The organism is Sulfitobacter sp. AS92 (assembly GCF_038900015.1).
Classification (GTDB): domain Bacteria; phylum Pseudomonadota; class Alphaproteobacteria; order Rhodobacterales; family Rhodobacteraceae; genus Sulfitobacter.
The window spans coordinates 190,357-210,175 of the sequence record NZ_JBBMQL010000002.1 but is presented as its reverse complement, the minus strand read 5'-3'; the positions used below and the strand labels follow the sequence as shown (position 1 = coordinate 210,175).

General features: G+C 58.6%; 20 protein-coding genes. 3 read left to right on the top strand and 17 right to left on the bottom strand.

The features are described from left to right. Positions 1 to 18: 18 nt before the first annotated feature. The 4 genes from hutU to hutI are packed head-to-tail and all read right to left on the bottom strand — an operon-like array spanning position 19 to position 5,247. Positions 19 to 1,686, bottom strand: a complete 1,668-nt coding sequence (hutU, locus tag WNY61_RS04180) for a urocanate hydratase (protein ID WP_342850199.1) — start codon at positions 1,684 to 1,686, stop codon at positions 19 to 21. Then, positions 1,683 to 2,495 carry an N-formylglutamate deformylase gene (gene hutG, locus WNY61_RS04175; RefSeq protein WP_342850198.1) on the bottom strand — a complete coding sequence of 271 codons (813 nt, stop codon included), beginning with the start codon at positions 2,493 to 2,495 and terminating at the stop codon, positions 1,683 to 1,685. The genes hutU and hutG overlap by 4 nt, the downstream gene beginning before the upstream one ends. Beyond that, a complete protein-coding gene (hutH, locus tag WNY61_RS04170) occupies positions 2,492 to 4,030 on the bottom strand; it encodes a histidine ammonia-lyase (RefSeq protein ID WP_342850197.1) in 1,539 nt (512 codons plus the stop codon). The genes hutG and hutH overlap by 4 nt, the downstream gene beginning before the upstream one ends. Continuing rightward, positions 4,027 to 5,247: an imidazolonepropionase gene (gene hutI / locus WNY61_RS04165; RefSeq protein ID WP_342850196.1), complete on the bottom strand. Its 1,221-nt coding sequence runs from the start codon at positions 5,245 to 5,247 to the stop codon at positions 4,027 to 4,029. Before hutI ends, hutH begins: the two co-directional genes overlap by 4 nt. Before the next feature lie 80 nt (positions 5,248 to 5,327). Here hutI and WNY61_RS04160 point away from each other — a divergent pair, with 80 nt between their 5' ends. Then, positions 5,328 to 6,686 (top strand): formimidoylglutamate deiminase, encoded by a 1,359-nt coding sequence (locus WNY61_RS04160; protein WP_342850195.1) that lies wholly within the window; start codon positions 5,328 to 5,330, stop codon positions 6,684 to 6,686. Here WNY61_RS04160 and WNY61_RS04155 read toward each other — a convergent pair. After that, positions 6,647 to 7,258 carry a HutD family protein gene (locus tag WNY61_RS04155; protein ID WP_342850193.1) on the bottom strand — a complete coding sequence of 204 codons (612 nt, stop codon included), beginning with the start codon at positions 7,256 to 7,258 and terminating at the stop codon, positions 6,647 to 6,649. The genes WNY61_RS04160 and WNY61_RS04155 overlap by 40 nt on opposite strands. A gap of 381 nt (positions 7,259 to 7,639) precedes the next feature. Here WNY61_RS04155 and WNY61_RS04150 point away from each other — a divergent pair, with 381 nt between their 5' ends. Next, positions 7,640 to 8,185: a YaeQ family protein gene (locus tag WNY61_RS04150; protein ID WP_342850192.1), complete on the top strand. Its 546-nt coding sequence runs from the start codon at positions 7,640 to 7,642 to the stop codon at positions 8,183 to 8,185. A 48-nt stretch (positions 8,186 to 8,233) separates the two neighbouring features. Here WNY61_RS04150 and WNY61_RS04145 read toward each other — a convergent pair whose 3' ends face one another. Both WNY61_RS04145 and WNY61_RS04140 read right to left on the bottom strand, forming a co-directional pair. Beyond that, positions 8,234 to 8,680: a hypothetical protein gene (locus WNY61_RS04145; RefSeq protein WP_342850191.1), complete on the bottom strand. Its 447-nt coding sequence runs from the start codon at positions 8,678 to 8,680 to the stop codon at positions 8,234 to 8,236. Between the two features lie 154 nt (positions 8,681 to 8,834). Further along, positions 8,835 to 9,401, bottom strand: a complete 567-nt coding sequence (locus WNY61_RS04140) for a carboxymuconolactone decarboxylase family protein (RefSeq protein ID WP_342850190.1) — start codon at positions 9,399 to 9,401, stop codon at positions 8,835 to 8,837. Positions 9,402 to 9,500: 99 nt separating this feature from the next. Between WNY61_RS04140 and WNY61_RS04135 the strand changes: the two genes are divergently transcribed. Then, positions 9,501 to 10,073, top strand: coding sequence for a TetR/AcrR family transcriptional regulator (locus WNY61_RS04135; protein WP_342850189.1), 573 nt, complete (start codon positions 9,501 to 9,503; stop codon positions 10,071 to 10,073). 72 nt (positions 10,074 to 10,145) lie between these two features. On the opposite strand, the gene WNY61_RS04130 is transcribed toward WNY61_RS04135, so the two are convergent. The 10 genes from WNY61_RS04130 to WNY61_RS04085 all read right to left on the bottom strand — a co-directional run bounded on the left by WNY61_RS04130 (position 10,146) and on the right by WNY61_RS04085 (position 19,741). Then, positions 10,146 to 11,585, bottom strand: a complete 1,440-nt coding sequence (locus tag WNY61_RS04130) for an aldehyde dehydrogenase family protein (RefSeq protein ID WP_342850188.1) — start codon at positions 11,583 to 11,585, stop codon at positions 10,146 to 10,148. Positions 11,586 to 11,756: 171 nt separating this feature from the next. After that, positions 11,757 to 12,884 carry an ATP-binding protein gene (locus WNY61_RS04125; RefSeq protein ID WP_342850187.1) on the bottom strand — a complete coding sequence of 376 codons (1,128 nt, stop codon included), beginning with the start codon at positions 12,882 to 12,884 and terminating at the stop codon, positions 11,757 to 11,759. 8 nt (positions 12,885 to 12,892) lie between these two features. After that, the gene (locus WNY61_RS04120) at positions 12,893 to 13,900 is read right to left on the bottom strand and encodes a SpoIIE family protein phosphatase (protein ID WP_342850186.1); all 1,008 of its coding nucleotides are present in this window, start codon (positions 13,898 to 13,900) and stop codon (positions 12,893 to 12,895) included. Further along, a complete protein-coding gene (locus WNY61_RS04115; RefSeq protein WP_342850184.1) occupies positions 13,897 to 14,337 on the bottom strand; it encodes an ATP-binding protein in 441 nt (146 codons plus the stop codon). Before WNY61_RS04115 ends, WNY61_RS04120 begins: the two co-directional genes overlap by 4 nt. Continuing rightward, a complete protein-coding gene (locus WNY61_RS04110) occupies positions 14,309 to 14,662 on the bottom strand; it encodes an STAS domain-containing protein (RefSeq protein ID WP_342850183.1) in 354 nt (117 codons plus the stop codon). The genes WNY61_RS04115 and WNY61_RS04110 overlap by 29 nt, the downstream gene beginning before the upstream one ends. 1 nt (position 14,663) lies before the next feature. Beyond that, the gene (locus WNY61_RS04105; protein WP_342850182.1) at positions 14,664 to 15,539 is read right to left on the bottom strand and encodes an STAS domain-containing protein; all 876 of its coding nucleotides are present in this window, start codon (positions 15,537 to 15,539) and stop codon (positions 14,664 to 14,666) included. Positions 15,540 to 15,779: 240 nt separating this feature from the next. Next, the gene (locus WNY61_RS04100) at positions 15,780 to 16,826 is read right to left on the bottom strand and encodes an ATP-binding cassette domain-containing protein (RefSeq protein ID WP_342850181.1); all 1,047 of its coding nucleotides are present in this window, start codon (positions 16,824 to 16,826) and stop codon (positions 15,780 to 15,782) included. An 8-nt stretch (positions 16,827 to 16,834) separates the two neighbouring features. Then, positions 16,835 to 17,860, bottom strand: a complete 1,026-nt coding sequence (locus WNY61_RS04095) for an ABC transporter permease subunit (RefSeq protein WP_342850179.1) — start codon at positions 17,858 to 17,860, stop codon at positions 16,835 to 16,837. A gap of 248 nt (positions 17,861 to 18,108) precedes the next feature. Then, positions 18,109 to 19,077: an ABC transporter substrate-binding protein gene (locus WNY61_RS04090; protein ID WP_342850178.1), complete on the bottom strand. Its 969-nt coding sequence runs from the start codon at positions 19,075 to 19,077 to the stop codon at positions 18,109 to 18,111. 301 nt (positions 19,078 to 19,378) lie between these two features. After that, on the bottom strand, positions 19,379 to 19,741 hold the full coding sequence (locus tag WNY61_RS04085; protein ID WP_342850177.1) for a DUF1127 domain-containing protein: 363 nt from the start codon (positions 19,739 to 19,741) through the stop codon (positions 19,379 to 19,381). Positions 19,742 to 19,819 lie beyond the last annotated feature (78 nt).

Sequence of the window (19,819 nt, the reverse complement as noted above, 5' to 3'; positions counted from 1 at the left end):
AAGCCCCCCCGTTGAATTTCAAAGAATACCAGGCAGGTTCAACCCGTTCTCGCGGGCGCAATCGAGCGCCTCGTCATAGCCGGCATCCGCGTGCCGCATCACGCCAGTCGCGGGATCGTTCCACAGCACGCGTGCGATGCGGCGGTCTGCGTCCTCGGTTCCGTCACAGCAAATCACCATGCCCGAATGCTGCGAAAAGCCCATGCCGACGCCGCCGCCATGATGCAGGGATACCCAAGTGGCCCCCGATGCGGTATTCAAGAGCGCGTTGAGAAGCGGCCAATCGGACACAGCATCAGAGCCGTCTTTCATCGCCTCAGTTTCGCGGTTTGGCGACGCAACGGATCCTGAATCGAGGTGATCGCGGCCAATCACGATGGGCGCTGACAATTCGCCATTTCGGACCATCTCATTAAACGCGAGGCCAAGTTTATGGCGCACGCCCAAGCCAACCCAGCAGATGCGGGCGGGGAGGCCTTGAAATTCAATCCGCTCTTTTGCCATGTCCAGCCAGTTGTGCAGATGTTTGTCCTCGGCCAAGATTTCTTTCACTTTGGCGTCGGTTTTGTAGATATCTTCGGGATCGCCTGACAGGGCCGCCCAGCGGAACGGGCCAATGCCCCGGCAGAACAATGGACGGATATAGGCGGGTACGAAGCCGGGGAAATCAAAGGCGTCTTCCAATCCTTCGTCCAGCGCGACTTGGCGGATGTTGTTGCCGTAATCAAACGTCGGAATGCCCATTTTTTGCAGGTCAATCATCGCCTGTACATGGACGCGCATAGAGGCCCGCGCGGCTTTTTCGACAGCCTTAGGATCGCTTTCGCGTTTCTGCTTCCACTCGGCCATTGTCCAGCCTTGAGGCAAGTAGCCGTTGATGGGATCGTGGGCGGAAGTCTGATCGGTCACCATGTCGGGGCGCACACCGCGCGCGGCGATCTCGGCAAAAACATCTGCTGCATTGCCCAGCAGGCCGACGGACTTCGCCTCGCCCGCGGCAGTCCAGCGTTCGATCATTTCCAGCGCTTCATCCAGCGTGTCGGCGCGTTCGTCCACATAGCGGGTGCGTAGGCGAAAATCGATGCTGTCTGGGTTGCATTCGACGGCCAAACAACAAGCGCCTGCCATAACAGCGGCCAAGGGTTGCGCGCCGCCCATGCCGCCCAAACCGCCTGTCAGAACCCATTTGCCCGTTAAATCACCACCATAATGTTGCCGACCCGCTTCAACAAATGTCTCGTAGGTCCCCTGAACAATGCCTTGGCTCCCGATATAAATCCATGAGCCCGCGGTCATCTGGCCGTACATCGCCAGACCCTTTTTATCGAGCTCGTTGAAGTGATCCCAATTGGCCCAATGAGGTACAAGGTTTGAGTTCGCGATCAGAACGCGCGGCGCGTCCTTGTGGGTTTGGAACACGCCGACAGGCTTGCCTGATTGCACCAGCAGGGTTTGGTCTTCCTCCAACTCGCGCAGGGATTTTACGATCATGTCGTAATCTTTCCACGTGCGTGCAGCACGGCCGATGCCGCCATAAACCACCAATTCATGCGGGTTTTCTGCCACATCTGGGTGCAGGTTGTTCATCAACATCCGCAACGGGGCTTCGGTGAGCCAGCTTTTGGCGGTAAGCTCAGTTCCAGTTGCGGGGAACACGTCACGGGTATTTTTGCGCGGGTCGCTCATATTGTGCCTTTCAGTGTCGGGGCCAATTCGGCCAGCTTCGTCAGGATTTCGGTTAGGTGCACCCGAAGGCGCGTGGCACCGGCGATGTCATAGTCCCAGGGCGCCGCTTGATCTTGTAGGTAAGTGGATTGAGCCAATTCCATTTGGATGGCATGAACCCCGTCGCCAGGTCGGCCATAGTGGCGCGTTGTCCAGCCGCCCTTGAACCGGCCATTCGTGGTGGAGGTATATCCAGCAGCATTGGCGCAAATATTCTGCGTTGTTGTTTCAATTTCGGGGGCACATGTGGTGCCCAAATTGGTGCCAATGTTGAAGTCCGGCAGGGTGCCATCAAACAAGAACGGGATGTCGGACCGGATAGAATGGCAATCATACAAAATAGCGACGCCGTGGATGCTGCGTACACGGTCCAGTTCCGCCATTAAGGCCGCATGGTAGGGCGCGTGAAATGTCTCGCGGCGGCTTTCGATTTGGGCGTCGGTGGGCTTGGTTTTCCAAATGTCTTGGCCGTCAAAATCGGTCAGCGGCACCAGCCCTGTGGTGTTTTGGCCTGGGTAAAGCGAGGCGCCAGACGGGTCACGGTTGGCATCCACCACGTATCGGTGGAACGTGGCCCGCACGGTGGTCAGACCTGGCAAAAGCCCGTCATAGAGCAGGTGAATGTGCCAGTCGGTATCATCGAGGCCGCGCCCACCTGTGTTTAAATCTGCCAGCACATCCTCGGGCACATAGGTCCCTGTGTGGGGCAAGCCCAAGACGATGGGGCCGCTGCCTTGCTGAATTTCAACGGGGTTTATTGGCGCGCTCATAGAGCCAGCTCCGGCATTTTGATGTCTGCGGCGCGGGTGATCTCACCCGATGCGATCATCGTGGCGGCCCGTTCCAGATCGGGGGCGAGGTAGCGATCGTCGGCCAGCGTCTCTACGTCTTGGCGGACCCGCGCGACGACCCGTTGCAAGATTTCGCTTGTCGCCAGGGGCGCGCGGAAATCGATGCCCTGCGCGCCGCACAGCAATTCAACGCCCAAGATGCGGTTTAGGTTGTCGATCATTGGGCCCAGACGGCGCGCGCCGTGGGCGGCCATGGATACGTGATCTTCTTGGTTTGCAGATGTCGGTGTGCTGTCGGTCACGCAGGGATTGGCGAGGTGTTTGTTCTCGCTCATCAATGCGGCGGTGGTGACTTCGGCAATCATATATCCACTGTTCAGGCCGGGATTAGGCGTCAGGAACGGTGGCAGGTTGAAGCTCAGCACAGGGTCCACGATCAGCGCCACACGGCGCTGCGCAATCGCCCCAATTTCGGCAATCGCCAGCGCGATCATATCAGCGGCAAAGCCAACAGGTTCGGCATGAAAATTGCCGCCCGAGACGATAACATCGGCGTCGATCAGGACCAGTGGATTGTCCGTCGCGGCGTTGGCCTCAATTTCCAGCGTGCGCGCAGCCATGCGCAACACGTCCATCGCAGCGCCCGTGACCTGTGGTTGGCAGCGGATGCAATAGGGGTCTTGGACGCGGGCATCATTCACCATATGGCTGTCGCGAATTTCGGACCCTGCCAGCAGCGCGCGCATGGTTTCCCCGGCTTCGATCTGGCCCCGATGGCCGCGCAATGTGTGGATCTCAGGCTGTAACGGAGCCGTGGAGCCCATGATCGCATCCGTCGACAAAGCCGATGTTACCAGCGCGGAATGCGCGCCACGCCACGCGCCGAACAACCCGGCCAAGGCGAACGCGGTGGAAAACTGCGTGCCGTTGATCAGGGCAAGTCCCTCTTTGGGGCCAAGCTCTACCGCCGTAAGCCCAGCAGCCTTCAGCGCGTCAGCACCAGACATGACGGTGCCGCCAAATTCTGCCTCGCCGTGGCCCATCATAACGGCGGCCATATGGGCCAGCGGGGCCAGATCACCCGACGCGCCCACAGAACCCTGGGCGGGGATCACAGGAGTAACACCTTTGTCGAGCATCTGCTCAAGCAGCGTTACGACTTCAAGCCGAACGCCAGACGCGCCGCGCCCGAGGCTGAGCAATTTCAGCGCCATCAACAGCCGCGCATGGGCGCGCGGGATCGCGGGGCCAACGCCACAGCAATGGGACAGGATCAGATTGCGTTGAAGTGTCGCGGTATCTTTGGTTTCAATTTTGACAGAGGCCAGTTTGCCAAAGCCCGTGTTGACACCGTAAACCGCGTCCGTCCCGGCCACCGCAGCCGCAATGCGCGAATGGGCCAGTTCGATCGCGGGGTGACATGCCGGATCAAGGCGTACGGCATCTTGGTTCCAAAAGATGCTGTGCAGGTCGTCCAATGTGACATTGCCAGGAATGAGGGTAAGTGTCGTCACGATATGCCTCCGGAAAAGATGCGAGAATGAAGGGGATTAAATCCGATGCGGTACGCCAACTCGGCTGGGTGTTTGATGTCCCAGACAGCCAAGTCGGCACGCATACCTGCTGCGATTGTGCCCATGTCGTCCAGGCCCAGGGCGCGGGCAGCGTTTTGGGTAACGCCGCGCAGCGCTTCTTCGGGCGTCATGCGAAATAGGGTGCAGCCCATGTTCAACGTCAGCAGCAGGGAGTTGAGCGGCGATGAACCGGGGTTGATATCCGTGGCCAATGCCATCGGCACACCGTGTTTGCGCAGCAAGTCTATCGGCGGGGCTTGGGTTTCGCGCAGGGTGTAGAACGCGCCGGGCAGGATGACAGCAGTGGTGCCTGCTTTGGCCAAGGCGATCACGCCGTCCTGGTCGAGATATTCGATATGATCGACTGAAAGTGCACCATATTGCGCGGCCAACTTCGCGCCGCCCAAATTGGACAATTGTTCGGCGTGTAGTTTTACCGGCAAGCCCAATCCGCGTGCCACATCGAACACGCGGGCAATCTGGGAGGGCTGGAATGCGATGCCTTCGCAGAACCCATCAACAGCATCGACCAGCCCTTCGGTATGGGCCGCGCGTAGGGTGGGAATGCAGACCTCGTCAATATAGGCATCATCGCGGCCAGCATATTCCGCAGGTGTCGCATGCGCCCCAAGGAAAGTGGTTTTGACGATAAGCGGGCGGTTTTCCATGATCGCGCGAGCAACCCGCAGCATCCGTAATTCAGTCTCGGTATCGAGGCCATAGCCGGATTTGACCTCGATTGCAGTCACGCCCTCGGCAATCAGGACATCGACGCGCAGCAAGGCATCGGCCAGCAATTGTTCTTCGCTCGCCGCACGGGTTGCTTTGACGGTGGATGCGATACCACCACCGGCGCGTGCGACCTCTTCGTAGGAGGCGCCATTCAAGCGCATCTCAAATTCAACAGCGCGGTCGCCGCCATGCACAATATGAGTGTGGCAGTCGATCAAACCGGGGGTAACGAGGCGACCACCGAGGCTGGTTTTCGGCAGGGAATTGTAGCTCTCGGGCAGGTCGGCGACCGGGCCGACCCAGTCAATTAACCCATCGATAACTGCAATCGCGGCATTGGAAATCAGGCCGTAGGGCGCGCCGCAATCAGCCATTGTCGCGGCGTTTAGATCAACAAAGACGGTGCTTTTCTGGGGCATTTGCATTCACCAATCGCTCATTATTTCGCTTTTCTAGTATGTGATGATATGTAATATGTCTATACATAAAAATCAGGAGTCGCCAAGTGATTTTCGCAAAGCAAGCCAAACTCGCGGCCGGATGGGCCCAAAATGTCCGCCTTACTGTCATTGACGGGCGGATCACCGCCATCGCGTCTGAACAGGCTGCGCAGGTGTCTGATATCTGTATTGATACGTTGCTGCCGTCAGTTGCGAACCTGCACAGCCACAGCTTTCAGCGGGCCATGGCGGGCATGACCGAGTACCGTATGGCGGGCAAAGACAGCTTTTGGACATGGCGCGATCTGATGTATCGGTTCACCAGCCATCTCACGCCGGAACATGTCGAAGCGATTGCTGCATTTGTGTTCCTTGAGATGCAAGAAGCAGGGTATGCCAGCGTTGGCGAATTCCACTATCTTCATCATCAGCCGGACGGAACGCCGTATGATGATCTTGGCGAATTGTCGGGGCGGATCGCAGCGGCGGCCTGCGCGACGGGGATCGGCCTGACCCACCTTCCTGTATTGTATACGTACGGCGGGGCCGGGCAGGCCGCGCTGCAACCGGGGCAGGCACGTTTTGGCAATACGGTGGATCAGTTCAATGACTTGGTCGCGCGGGCGCGTCAGCATGTTGGGCATTTGCCCGATGACTGCGGCCTCGGGATTGCGCCCCATTCACTCCGGGCGACGTCGCCGGATGATTTAAGGGCCGTTCTCGCCCACAACACCCAAGGCCCCATTCATATTCACATCGCCGAGCAGCCCAAAGAAGTTTCCGACGTAGAAAGCTGGTTGGGCGCAAGGCCGGTTGAATGGCTTCTGGAAAACGCAGATATCAACTTGGACTGGTGCCTGATCCATGCGACCCACATGACCGCGGATGAGACACGAGGCTTGGCAAAATCCGGTGCCGTCGCGGGCCTTTGCCCCATCACAGAAGCAAATTTGGGCGACGGGCCGTTCAATGGCCCCCCCTACTTGACTGCGGGGGGCGCATTTGGGGTCGGATCGGATTCCAACGTGCTGATCTCTCTAACCGAAGAATTACGCACGCTCGAATACTCCCAACGCCTGCGCGACATTGCGCGCAATGTTTTGGTTGTTGGGGAGGGTTCTGTTGGCGATACAATTTACGCGGGCGCGGCCAAGGGTGGGGCGCAGGCATTGGGGCGCGGCGCAGGCGAAATCGCCGTCGGCGCGCTGGCGGATCTGGTTGCGATTGACAGCACAGCACCCTCTTTATGTGCCCTCCGCCAAGACCAGCTATTGGACGGTCTGGTGTTTGCCGCGAAAGACGATGTTGTGACTGATGTTTGGTCCGCGGGACGCCATGCGGTACGGGACGGGCGACACATCAAACGCGATGAAATTATCGCAAACTATCGGACGGCACTGCAAAACTTAATGGCCTCGGTCTGATCCAGATAGGTCAGGCAAATTTCCAAAGCAGCGTCGGCGCTGGCCATTGATAACGTCTGATCAGCATCATCAACAAAGGCGGTGTCGCCAATGGCTAGCGGGATTGAATTTATGCGCGGGGTACCCGCCAGCACATGAAGGGCGCGCAGCCCGCGGGCAGGACTGCGAATGATTTTTTCCATGGGGCCGCGCAATACCTTAACCTGACCGTCGCAGAGCGTGGGGTTGAACATCAAATTCAGATCGGTCAACGGGCCGTCGTCCAACTGCGCTGAAACCGGCAAGCCACCATCAAAGCGGATAGGGGTCCAAAGTGTCGCTTCCAGCGGCTTTTCGGGGGTTATCAATGCCATTTTGCCACCCGAAACTACAGTTAGAATTCGTATCATTCCTGCAAAGTCCGAAAACGGTCCGTCCTGCGCGACATCGGCACGGCTGATGGTCCAAGCCACCTGATCTGTTGTCAGCCCCTTGGCGATGTTCCGGGTGACCCCACCGCCGTTCTTCCAGGGAAGGTCTGTCAGTTCGGTACATTTCAAAACCTGCATGGAATATTTACTCTCTCTAAACATGCGATCCTCGATCAATGCTTATCTGGCCTCTGATTGATGCGCAAAATGATAATAAGTCTATACATAAATAGGTTCCCATCCAGATGAGAACCCGTGCCGCCGTCGCTGTTGCCACAGGAAAACCGCTCGAATTTTACATGACGTGGCGGGGGGTGCTGCTGCTACCGCTTTGAAAATCGGCGATTAACGTCGCATCTCAATCGGGGGAAGCTAAGCAGACGCCTCCTAAATCAACAACGCCGAAAGGCGGCAACACCTTCCACACCCGGCCTTAAGGCGTGCGCGATCTTACCTTCTCGGCAGGGCGCTATGCTCTATCCGCTTTCCACGGGCGGCCCGAGGGCGTAGGCAGCGCTTAACCCTGTAAAATCGAGACATATCATGGCGCAGAATGCCACAATCTACAAAGTTGAGCTGTCGGTCTCTGACATGGACCGCCACTATTACGAGACCCATAAGCTGACCATCGCGAAACACCCTTCGGAAACCGATGAGCGGTTGATGGTGCGCCTTGTCGCCTTTGCCCTGAACGCGCATGAGCATTTGGAAATGACCAAGGGGCTGTCCACGGATGATGAACCGGACATCTGGCAAAAGAGCCTAAGTGGCGAGTTGGACGTTTGGGTGACCCTGGGCTTGCCCAGCGAAAAAATCTTGCGCCAGTCCTGCAACAAAGCGGCCAAGGTTCTGGTCTACCCCTACGGCGGCAGAACGGCTGAGGTCTGGTGGGATAAAGTCAAAAACAGCACCACCCGCTTTGACAATCTCGCAGTGGTGAACCTGCCCGAAGGTGACACAAAGGCGCTAGCCGAACTTGCAGGCCGCGCGATGAAGCTTCAGGTGATGATCCAGGACGGTGAGGTGACGGTCAACCTAGAAGAAGCGCTGGTCACCCTGACGCTCGACAGATGGAAAACGGCCGCCTGATACAGGCGACGGGCGCGGCAGGGCGCTACGCCATCTGCCGCGCATAATTTATATCGCTTGCCTGCGTTGCAGCACCGCGATGACATAGCCGATCACCATCGCCATCCCGACATGCCCGACAAAGGATGACTGCGTGTAGGCGCCAAAGTCCATCATAAAGCTGCGCCCGATCAGCGGCGCCAGCAGCCCCTGCGCAATGAACCAAAGCGCAAGGCCCGACACCGCCCCCGACAACACGAGCCCCAGCCGCGTCACACGGTGCATCAGCCAGACAGTGGCGGAGAAGCCTGCGATCCCAATGGAGATATGCAGCGCGAACCCAAGCCAATAGGGCAGGGTGACCCCGATAAGTTTTCCAAGCGCAACGACAAGGTTCGCCGGAGCGAGTGCTACGCCAAAGAGGAGAGGGGAAAGCAGCCAAGCATAAAGCTCAAAAGCGATTTCACCGGCAAGCCCTGCCAGTGCGAGGGTGCGAAGGGTCTGAGTGAGGGGCATGGGGACGGTTCTCTTAAAACAAGACAGCACATTTGGACCCCAGCCGCCGATCAGGCTTTGGGGCAGATATCTGTCGGCCATGGAAGGGAAGAATGGGCATTTACGCCCGCGCAAGTGCGAAAAAGGCGCGCCGCAGACGGGCGCGCCTTTGGTTTTATACGTCGAGCTTGTTGTCGCCGCGGCTCCATGCCAGCGGTTGGAACACTTCGTCCACGGGGGTTTCGGCCACGTGGTTGACGTAGTTCGAAATGGTCTTTTGTGCGATCCCTAGGATCACGTCCAGCACCGCACGGTGGCTGTAACCTGCGTCAAAGAACGTCTTCATCTCGGCTTCGGTCACATTGCCGCGGCTGCGCACCATTTTTACGGTAAAGGTCCGCAATGCTTCGAGTTTTGGCGTCGGCAGCGCGGTCTCATTGCGCAGCGCGTCGCTGATCTCGTCCGAGACTTTCATCATCTTGGCGATGCCGGTGTGCGCAGGCACGCAGTAGTGACATTCGTTCTCGACATTGATCGACTGCCAAACAACGGTCAGCTCCTCGGCGTCGAAATCGGTTTCGGTAAAGAGCTTATGCAGCACCTGATAACCTTCATAGGCCTGCGGGCTTTCAGCCAGCACCTTGTGAAGACCGGGCAGACGGCCAAAAGCTTTTTGCGATTCAGCCAGCAGCGGTTTGGAAGCTTCGGGCGCGGTGTCTTGGTCGTGGGAAGGGAATGTCATGTGATTTGCCTTTGTAATTCGTTGATAGATGTTAATTAGGGTTTCTTGAGCGATCACTCAAGTATATATTTGAGCGATCGTTCAACATCTGGTGATCTCATGCCCCGCAAACCGAACCACGACCGAAATGAACTCATCGCCCGCGCGCGAGATCTGTTTTGGCGGCAAGGCTGGGCGGGCACGTCGCTCAAAGATCTCGAAGCGGTGTTAAAGATGAAGCCCGGCAGCTTTTACGCGGCCTTCGGCTCCAAAGAGGCGCTGTTTGAGATCGCTTTGGATAAATATGCCGAAGGTGGGGCCGAGCGCCTTGCGGAATTAGTACAGGCTCATGGCCCGATGGAGGCGCTGAAACGCTATCCCGAACTGGCCATCTGCCGAGAGGACGCGCCCGCCAAAGCCTGTATGCTGTCCAAAACTTTGCTGGAACTTCAGGCGCATGGGCATCCGCTGGCGAAACGGGCGAGCGCGCATCTTATGGGTATGGAAGAGCAATTCGCGGCACTTTTCGCGCAGATGCAGCGGGATGGGCAAATCGCGGCGGATCACGATCCAAAGTCGCTAGCCCGGCGCTATCAAAGCGATCTTCTGGGCCTGCGTGTCTCGGCTGAGCGGGAGGGGATCGACGCCCATGCCATCGCGCGCGAAATCGCGGAGGGGCTGACGCGGCTTTGAAAAGCGCCATAAAACGAAAAACGGCAGGGCCACGCAAATAGCCCTGCCGCATCATGTCACGCTAAAAAGCGATCAATCGTTGGACCAGCCCGAAACGGCTTTGACTTCGCAGAAGTCCTCGATGCCCCAGACGCCGCCTTCGCGCCCATTGCCCGAGCGTTTCATGCCGCCAAAGGGCGCGCCCGCGCCACGGCTTTCGCCATTCATCTCAACCATGCCCGACCGCAGCTTGGCCGCCAGACGGTTACGCCGCGCGCCGTCGGTAGATTGGACGTAGTTCGTCAGGCCGTAGACCGTGTCATTGGCCATCTCGATGGCCTGATCTTCGTCTTCGAACTTCATGATCGACAGGACCGGGCCAAAGATTTCCTCGCGCGCGATGGTCATGTCGGGGGTCACGTCCGCAAAGACCGTGGGCTTGACATAAAAGCCGCGGTTCAGATGCTCGGGCCGTCCGGTGCCACCGGCGACAAGGCGGGCGCCTTCGTCGATGCCTTTTTGGATCAGATCTTGGATCTTGCCCCATTGTGCTTCGTTCACGACCGGGCCGATGTGGCGGCCTTCTTCGCTGGCGGGGCCAACTTCGACCTTGCTGGCGACTTCGGCGGCGGTCTCAACCGCTTGGTCATAGGCGCTTGCTTCGACGATCATCCGGCTCGGGGCGTTACAGCTTTGGCCGGTGTTGTTCATCATATGCAGCACGCCGCGTTTCACCGCCTTGTCGTCTGCATCAGCGAAGACAAGGTTCGCGCCTTTGCCACCAAGCTCCAGATGGACCTTTTTCAGCGTATCTGCCGCGTTCTTGGAAATCGCAATGCCCGCGCGGGTGGAGCCGGTGAAGCTCACCATATCCACGTCTTCATGACCTGTCAGCGCGGTGCCAACGGTCATGCCATCACCGTTCACAAGGTTAAAGACACCGGCGGGGAAGCCAGCCTCATCCATCATCTCGGCGAAAACCACGGCGCTTAGCGGGCTTTCCTCAGAGGGTTTCAGCACCATGGTGCAGCCAGCGGCGACAGCAGCGCCCACTTTCAGCATCACTTGATTCATAGGCCAGTTCCACGGCGTGATCATCGCCACGACGCCAACCGCTTCGTGGATGATACGGTCGTTGGGCGCGTGATCACCCAGAGGCTTCACGAATTTGAAATCTTTGGCGGCTTTGATGAAGTTCTTAAGGTGGCTGTAACCTGCACCCCATTGCGAGCTGCGCGCCATCTCGATGGGTGCGCCCATCTCGGTGCTGATCGCTTGGGCCATATCCTCGGTCCGGGATTTATAGACCTCGGCCAGTTTCTCCATCAGCGCGATGCGCTCTTCAGGTGCAGTGGCCATCCAGCCGGGCAGGGCGGCCTTGGCGGCGGCAACGGCGGCGTCGACATCTTTGGCCCCGCCGAGCGAGATCAGGGTGCAGGGCTCTTCGGTCGAAGGGTTAATGACCTTATGTTCGCTGCCCTCAAGGGGTGCGACCCATTTGCCGTTGATATAAAAATCACGTTTTTCGATCATGCTCTGTCTCCGTTATTGGCCAGGCGGGCGTCTCGGCTGCCGCCTAGATGTGTCCGGGAATCGCCGGCTCCCGATATGCCTAGGACAATTTTGCGGGCTGGAAAAGTTCAGAGGTTGTTTTTGATCAAAAAGACAGGCCCGGCGGTGAAAAACCGCGGGCGCGCGGGTGGATTAATCCTGCGCCGGGAACTTGATCTCAACACAGAACCCGTCTTGGCCTTCGACCTTTAGGGTCGCTTCATGCTGGAAGGTCAGCGTGCGGATCATCCGCCAACCCAGCGAGTCTGACCGTTCGGGCCGTTTGGCATCGTCGGGCAGGCCAACCCCGTCATCATAGACCTTAAGCGTCAGCCCTTCGCCATCCTTTTGGCTTACCTCAATAGTGATCACACCTTTGTCGCGCCCTTTAAAGGCGTGTTTATAGGCGTTGGTAATCAGCTCCCCAACGATGAGCCCGATATCGACCGCCAGTTTGTTGTCCATCTTGAGGCTGGGACAGATCAGCTTGATGCTGATGCTCTGGCGCTCTCCGGTAAAGGCGCGTTCGGCGTTTTTGGTGACCTCATCCAACATATCCGCCAGATCAAGGTCGGTGCTGTCGGTGGCGCGTTGCATCAACTCATGCGCTTTGGAAAGCGATCCGACCCGGGTTTCCAGCTCGCGCAGCACTTGGCGCGTCTCATCCGCTTTGGCTTGGGTCTTGCTCATCCGGATCAGCGCCACGATCAGCGCAAGGTTGTTGCCCGTGCGGTGGTGGAGCTCTTGCATCAGAAGGTCGCGGTCGGCGATGCCTTCGCTGAGCTCGCGGTTCTGCTCGGTCAGCGCGGCGGTGGGGTCTTTGGCGTTATAGGCCTCAAGCGCTGCCAAAGCGTCCGCCTTGATTTGCTCGACCGCGCCTTGCGGCTCTGGCAGCAAAAACTCCGCATGGACCCGCGTGCCTTCTTGTCCGGAGTCCACATCAAAGCGCGCCGCGATGCGCTGCACGCCGCGTAGACCCAGCCCCATGCCCGTCTCAGACACAATATCGCGCGACGGATCGAGCTTTTCTTTCTCGATCCCGCGCCCCTGGTCGATCACCGTCAGCCCAAGGGCGGGCTTGCCGTTAACCTCGGTCAGTGAAAACCGCGCCCGGCCTTTCTGGCCGTGCTCGATCGCATTGCGCCCCAGTTCCACGGCGGCGGTCACGGTGCGTGTGCGCTCAAAAGACGTAAAGCGCATCGCTTCGGTCAAGGTCAGCGCAATCTGGCGCAGCGCCGCAATATCGCTGCTCTTGTCGAGGTTCACTGAAGCGAGATTCATGGCTTTCATCAGTCCGCATCCCGCGCAACGCGGATCACCGCGATTGAGGCATCATCACGCCCACGAAAGGCCCGGTCGAGCAAAAAACCAGCAATCAAAAGCGGAGATTTCCAAAGCAGGCCCTGCGGCAGAAAGCAGTCCCGCAGGGTTTTTAGGCCATCGCTGTGCAGGATGAGCAGATCATTTGGCTCCAGATCAAAGCTCTCTTCATAGCCGCGGGTGGCGCGTGCGCCGATGCGCCCGTCGCGAACGGGCAGGCGTTTGATCTCTCCGTCACGCACCCGCAGGGTCGCGATATTGCCCAAGGCGGCATAGCGCAGCTCCATCTGTGGATGCGCGATATGCACTAGGGCCGCAACTGCGCCGCGCTTGCCAATTAGCTGTTCTGTTACCTCATACATGACCGCGCCGGGTTCGCTGTTAAAGCTGCGCGACTGCGACACGGCATCTGTCACTTCAAGCGAGGCGGCGGCGGCTTCGGGGCCGTGGCCCAACCCGTCGCAAAGCAAGATGTCAGTGGCATTCGGCGTCTGGCGCAACAGATAGTCGTCGCCGCATTGATCTTCGTTCGGGTGGCAAACCCGCAGCGCCACGGCCTCAACCCCGTAGGTCGGACGCGGCGTGTCTTTGGCAAAGCTGCACACGATGGTGGTGCCAACCTCAGGCCCGCTGAAGATATCAAACGCGCTCGACAGGCGGCGGATTGCCCCAAGGCCCAGCCCGGCGGAATCGCCGCTGCTCATGCCGTCTTGGAACATATGATCCATATCGCTGATGCCGGGGCCGCGATCGGTAAAGATCATCAAGATAACGTCGCCCTTGCCCTCTGCCGGGGCGTCGATCAAAACCCGACCCTGTTCGGCGTAGCGCAGGATATTGGTCGTGGCCTCAGTGGCGACAATGGCCAGTTCATCGATCCTGAGCTTAGGCCAATCGTGCCGCGCAGCCAGACTGCGCGCCGCTCGGCGGACCACGGCGATGGCGCTTTGATCCTGTACTTCGACCCATTGTCTCATAGATTTACACTCATCAACACGCTGGTGCCCCCGCCGACGGCGGTGCGGATTTCAAATTTCTTGGCCAGCCGCTTTGCACCCCCCAAGCCACGGCCAAGCCCGCCGCCCGAAGTATATCCATCGCTCAGTGCCAATTCTATGTCTTCGATCCCCGGACCCTTGTCCCAACAGACCACGCTTAGCTGCTTGCGTCCCGGATCGACATAGATGGAAAATTCGCCCCCGCCAGCATGAACGATCGCATTGCGTGCGATTTCACTGACCGCGGTGGCAAAACGGGTCACTGTCAGCGCCGAGGCACCGTGTTCTTTCATGTAGCGCGCAACGGCTTGGCGCACTGTCACCGCATCGCCGCTGGTGTTTAACTTGAACTGAGAGAGAAGAACCTGCGCCCCAAGGTCCTTTTCGTCAAACGCGTCGTAGCTGGGCAAGGGCATGTGTCAGGCTTAACGCGGTGCGGATCTCTGGCAGATACATGCCAAGCTCGACCAGCGTGACCGCCACGGTGGGGCGCATGCCGACAACATAGGTATCTGCCGCCAGCAGGCGGGATATCCCCGCCAGCTGCGCGATCACACGGCCTACGAAAGTGTCCACGATCTCAAGCGCTGAGATATCGAGGATCACCCCGTCGATGCGGTTCTCGGATATTTTGGTCGACAACCGGTCTTGAAGCTCCAAGATCTCGGTGTCCGTGATGTCATCCTGTATCGAAACGAGGAGCGCATGTTCGACAAGATTGATCGACGTGACACCAGCCACCTTATTGATCCTCAGTCTTCTTGATCACGTAGCCTACGGTCAGCAGCGCGTCCGACAGGGCGGTGCGGATGCTGGACCGGGTAGAAACAGTGCCGACATCAATGCCAAGCTGTACCATGGTCTGCGCAATCATCGGGCTGATACCGCTGATGATACATTCCGCGCCCATCAGACGCACGGCTGCGGCGGCGCGCAAGAGGTGTTGTGCCACCTGCGTATCGACTGTGCCAACGCCGGTGATGTCCATGATGACCACTTCGGCCTGACGCTCAAGAATGGTCTGAAGCAGATTCTCCATCACCTCTTGGGCGCGGGCGGAATCCAGTGTGCCGATCAGCGGCAGCGTCAGGACGCGGTCCCAAAGTTCGACCACAGGGGTCGACAGTTCCAGCATCTCTTGGCGCTGGCGATCAATGATCTGCTCACGCTCGACGATGAAGATTTCGTTGGTATAGATCGCGAAGGCATCGACCAGACGGGTCACCAGCATCACATCGCGGATTAGCACGCCTTGATCAACGTCCAGCAGCGATTCCAACCGTTTGAAAAGCGGGGTTTTCAGCGCCAAAATGAACGTTGCCATCTCGGTCGGGGTCACACCGCGGTTGACCCGCTCGCGGCTTACATCGGCCAGAACGGCGCGAAGATCGTCCCACTGATTGTCGTCAAAGTCGAAATCTTCGCCCGTGACGCCATCGCGCACACCTTTAGAAAAGGCCTTGAGCAGTTCGCGGTTCTGGTTCCGGCTTTCGGCGTCTGAGAAGAGGTCAGAACGCTTTACGCCTTCTTTGACCTGCGTTCCCAGCCACTCCTCGATGATCCCTTTAAAATCGGTGTCGAGAACAGTCAGTATATTCGCCGTAGCAGATTGCGGCATCTTGAACCCCAGTGTTTATTTCAAGCCCCATAGGCCAACCGTGGGGCAAAGTGTCAATAGGATGCAAGGCATTTGATCGGCGGCAACATGCCGTTTTGCAAAGGGAAGCGGCTGATAAGCTGCTGTTTTTGCGCGCGCTCTTGCGATGGGTTTTCTGCGGAGCCTATGGAAAAAGGGCAGCACCGGCGCTTTTGCCTGATGCTGCCCCCCATATTTTTCAGTCTTTCGGCAGCTGCCGGGCTATTCTGCGGCCTCGCCGGGGTGGCGTGGCACGAGCGCCCGCACCAGATCGCGCATATGCAGCACGCCGACTTGACGGCCCTCACACATAACGCGGTAGTTGTTTGTCGTGTCGCCCTCTGACACGGCGATGATCGATTCCAGCGTATCGTCGTAATCGACCTCACCCGCCACCTCTGCCGGCGGCACATCGGTCTTCTCCATGACCGAGCGGACCCGCAGCACCCGCGCGCGGTTGATGTCGCTGACGAAGGCTTCGATATAGGGGTCGTTCGGGTTCAGCAGGATGTGCTGCGGCTCGCCCTGTTGAACGATGAAGCCGTCTTTGAGGATCACCAGATGGTCCGCCAGCTTCAGCGCTTCATCCAGATCGTGGGTGATGAAGATTACCGTCTTGTGCAACTCCGCCTGCAACTCGATCAGCAGGTCCTGCATGTCGGTCCGGATCAATGGATCGAGCGCAGAAAACGCCTCGTCCATCAGCATCACGTCAGAGTTCGAGGTCAGCGCCCGCGCAATGCCCACACGTTGCTGCATCCCGCCCGAAAGCTGGGCGGGGAACTGCTCGCCTTGGCCCGCAAGCCCGACGCGGTCGAGCCATTTGGTGGCCTCGGCGGCGTATTTCGTGCGTGTCTTGCCTTCGATCTCCCAAGAAATTCCGGCGTTCTCCAGCACGGTCCGATGCGGCAACAGCGCGAACTTCTGAAACACCATCGACATCTCGTGCTTGCGCATCTCACGCAGCCGCCGCTCGTTATAGTCGAGGATGTTCTCACCGTTCATGATCACTTCGCCCGCCGTGGGGTCAATGAGCCGGTTGAGGTGCCGGATCAGCGTCGATTTGCCCGACCCCGACAGCCCCATGATCACCGTGGTCTTGCCCGCAGGCATGTCCACATTGATGTTATTGAGGCCGAGCACATGGCCGGTTTCGGCCTGAAGGTCGGTCTTGCTCATGCCGCCGCGCACTTTCTCCAACGCGCCCAGCGGGTCGTCGCCGAAGATTTTATACAGGTTGCGAACGCAGATTTTGATATCGTCTGTCATGGCTGGTCTCACTTCTGCGATGCATTGATCCGCGCGAGCGCGGCTTTGGTGACCCGGTCAAGGATGATCGCCAGTAGGACGATCCCCAGACCCGACAGAAGACCGACGCCCAATTCAAGGCTCCGGATACCGCGCAGGACAAGCACACCCAGACCCGGGGCCGAGACCAGCGAGGCGATGACAACCATGGCGAGGCTCATCATGATGGTCTGGTTCACACCGGCCATGATGTTGGGCAGGGCCAGTGGGATCTGCACCTTGAACAGCTTTTGGCGGTTGGTCATGCCAAAGGCGTCAGCGGCCTCAATCACGTCTTGATCAACCAGACGAATGCCCAAGTCAGTTAGACGCACCACCGGGACGATGGCGTAAAGGATGATCGCGATGCCGTAGAGTTTCGGCTCTGTCACCGAGAACAAGAAGATCAGCGGGATCAGATAGACGAAGGGCGGTAGCGTTTGAAGCATGTCCAGCACCGGGATCATGCTGCGTTGTACCCGGTCACTGCGCGCCATGGCGATGCCGATGGGCACGCCCAAAAGCACACAGATAAAGGCGCAGACAAAAATAATCGCCAGCGTCTGCATCGTGTGGTCGTAAAAGTCGATAAATGCCAGAAAGCCAAAGACCAGCGCCACCAGACCCACCAGCTTGAGCGAACGGCCCACGGCATAGGTGATCAGCATCAAGAGCGGGATCATGATGAACCACGGCACCGCTTGCATGATCCACAGTGCGTCTTCCAAGGCCCAGCTTAGCGGTTGGGTTATCGGATCGACCACGACCTTCAAACTGTCTTTGATCGCAAGAAACCCTTGCTCCAACCCTTGGGTCAGATCGCGCGATTGCGGGATCGCGTCGCAGCTGTCGTGCAATGCATCAAGCGAAGGGAAGGGCGTATCCCAAAGCGTTGTGTCCGCGTCGCCGCCTGCTTGCCCCATAAGGTCGGCCATGGAGCTGAGCCCACCGCCCTGGTCGTCGCCGCACCAGCCGCGCAGGCCGAGCGTGTCAAAGAAGTTGTCGTAAGTTGCCATCTGTCGCTTTCCCGGCCCGGATCAGGCCGTTTACTTGATGAGAGCGCCGTTCAACATGCGATGCGCATGGAACTGTCTGCCCTCACGAGAGGCTGCAAATCTACACCTATGTCCTTGCAAAGAAACTGCGGAGCGCGGTCGAAGCCCGCGCGCAGTGGGTGTGAAAAGACGTAAGTCTTGCCGCCGGTTCTGAAACAATCGGGCGGGAACCTGAAAAAGGTCCCCGCCCGAAATTCTGTCATACGGTCTTACTGTTCAAGCAGCTTGGACAGGTTGCCGCGCGCGTCGTCGCTCAGCCAATCGGCCCAGACGTCTTTGTTGTTCTGCAAGAAGTAAACAGCCGCTTCCTCGTTGGAGGCGTTGCTTTCACCCTGCCAAGCCAGCAGCTTGCTCATCTCGTCGGTCTTGAAAGTGACGTTGCCGATGAATTTCGCAATCTCAGGATTGTTGTCGTGGAAATCCTTGGTCATCACGGTCAGAACCGGCGCGGTCGGGAAGGCCGAAGGCTTGGGATCGGGATTGTCGGCGTTCTGGTTTGCGGTATGCGCGGCTTCGTCATACGCGCCCATGTCGACGCTGGTCATGTCGAATTTGCCCAGCGGCGTGGTGGGGGCCCAGTAGTAGCCGAACCATGGTTCTTCGCTTTCATAGGCCGAAGCCATGGACGTCGACAAAGTCTCGCCCGAGCCGTGGTTGAAGACTTCGATGCCGTTGCCTTCGAGGTCATAGGCGCGCGCGAGGTTGTCGTTTACCAAACGGCAGCCCCAGCCATCGGGACAGTTGTTGAACATGCCGCCGACCAGTTCGGGGTTTGCCAGAATGCCGTCGAGGGTTGTCAGCTCAGGGTGCGCTTCGGCCAAATAGGTGGGGATCCACCAGCCTTCGACACCACCGGGATCAAGCACGCTTGTCAGCTCAACAATCTTGCCGTTCTCTTTCAGCTTCTTGTAGGCATCACCCGCAGAGTTGGTCCACATTTCCGGCACGATGTCCGGCTCGTTGTTTTCCGACAGCGAAGTCACGGCGGGCGTGGTGTCAGACGGCACGGTGGTCACGTCGCAGCCGTAGCCCTGAACCAGCAGGAATTCGGTGACGGCGGTGACGATCTGTGCCGAGGCCCAGTTCATTTCCGCGATCGAGACTTCGCCGCAGTCCTGTGCGGCGGCAGCCATGGGGGTCGCGACGGCGAAAACCGTGCCAAGCAAATAGCGTTTCATAGTGATTTCTCCTTTATTGCATCCACAGTGCAACGCAGGCGCGCACCGCTGATCTTTGAGCCCGTTGCATCATGAAAAAGCCAGTCACGCCAAAGGACGCGGCAGCTTGAATGGCCGGGTTTGCTGGAGATAAAAGAACAGGTCGGTCGCCCAAGTGCAACACGATTGCCGGGCGCAAGGCGCAAGTTCGGGGCACCGCGCCAAGATGGGCGCGGTGAAAAGGCATGCAGCACCTATAAACGAAGCGCTATATTTATAAGGCCATTCGCACCGCTTTCAGCAGAGGCGCGATTTGGACTGATCAACGGCGGGAAAAACTTTCCATGTCGCGGATATGCTGGGGAATGTCCTTGCGGCTCAGACCGATGTCTTGCAGCAGGCGGTCGTCCATGGCGTTCAGGGTCGACAGGGTGCGGTTACGCTCCCATCGGCGCAGGGTATCGCGCAGCGCACGGCGCAGCATGGCAACAAGGGCCAGACCTTCCGAGGCGGCCACTTGACCCATGGCCCCACCGGCAAAGGCAGTTCCCGGCATACCGGCGATTTGGTTGGTGTTTTTCAGCAGGCGGAAATGCATGGCATGCTCCATAAGAATAAGGTTTGAGGAACGAGGGATCCGCAAAACAAGACGGCCAGTGCCAAAAGGCCGGGCCGGGTCGCTCATGCGGGTCTCATCTTAGCTGTGATCCGGAAAGTCAGTTGGAACCCCTATGGTCCGGGCAGGCGGATCGGCCTGTCCGAC

Coding starts and splice junctions, on each gene's coding strand:
- WNY61_RS04095 (WP_342850179.1), bottom strand. CDS start 17,860: ATGGCAACTTACGACAACTTCTTTGACACGCTCGGCCTGCGCGGCTGG.
- WNY61_RS04085 (WP_342850177.1), bottom strand. CDS start 19,741: ATGAGCGACCCGGCCCGGCCTTTTGGCACTGGCCGTCTTGTTTTGCGG.
- hutI (WP_342850196.1), bottom strand. CDS start 5,247: ATGCAAATGCCCCAGAAAAGCACCGTCTTTGTTGATCTAAACGCCGCG.
- WNY61_RS04120 (WP_342850186.1), bottom strand. CDS start 13,900: ATGAGACAATGGGTCGAAGTACAGGATCAAAGCGCCATCGCCGTGGTC.
- WNY61_RS04100 (WP_342850181.1), bottom strand. CDS start 16,826: ATGACAGACGATATCAAAATCTGCGTTCGCAACCTGTATAAAATCTTC.
- WNY61_RS04135 (WP_342850189.1), top strand. CDS start 9,501: ATGCCCCGCAAACCGAACCACGACCGAAATGAACTCATCGCCCGCGCG.
- hutG (WP_342850198.1), bottom strand. CDS start 2,495: ATGAGCGCGCCAATAAACCCCGTTGAAATTCAGCAAGGCAGCGGCCCC.
- WNY61_RS04140 (WP_342850190.1), bottom strand. CDS start 9,401: ATGACATTCCCTTCCCACGACCAAGACACCGCGCCCGAAGCTTCCAAA.
- WNY61_RS04105 (WP_342850182.1), bottom strand. CDS start 15,539: ATGCCGCAATCTGCTACGGCGAATATACTGACTGTTCTCGACACCGAT.
- WNY61_RS04125 (WP_342850187.1), bottom strand. CDS start 12,884: ATGAATCTCGCTTCAGTGAACCTCGACAAGAGCAGCGATATTGCGGCG.
- WNY61_RS04155 (WP_342850193.1), bottom strand. CDS start 7,258: ATGTTTAGAGAGAGTAAATATTCCATGCAGGTTTTGAAATGTACCGAA.
- WNY61_RS04145 (WP_342850191.1), bottom strand. CDS start 8,680: ATGCCCCTCACTCAGACCCTTCGCACCCTCGCACTGGCAGGGCTTGCC.
- WNY61_RS04150 (WP_342850192.1), top strand. CDS start 7,640: ATGGCGCAGAATGCCACAATCTACAAAGTTGAGCTGTCGGTCTCTGAC.
- hutU (WP_342850199.1), bottom strand. CDS start 1,686: ATGAGCGACCCGCGCAAAAATACCCGTGACGTGTTCCCCGCAACTGGA.
- WNY61_RS04130 (WP_342850188.1), bottom strand. CDS start 11,585: ATGATCGAAAAACGTGATTTTTATATCAACGGCAAATGGGTCGCACCC.
- WNY61_RS04090 (WP_342850178.1), bottom strand. CDS start 19,077: ATGAAACGCTATTTGCTTGGCACGGTTTTCGCCGTCGCGACCCCCATG.
- WNY61_RS04115 (WP_342850184.1), bottom strand. CDS start 14,337: ATGCCCTTGCCCAGCTACGACGCGTTTGACGAAAAGGACCTTGGGGCG.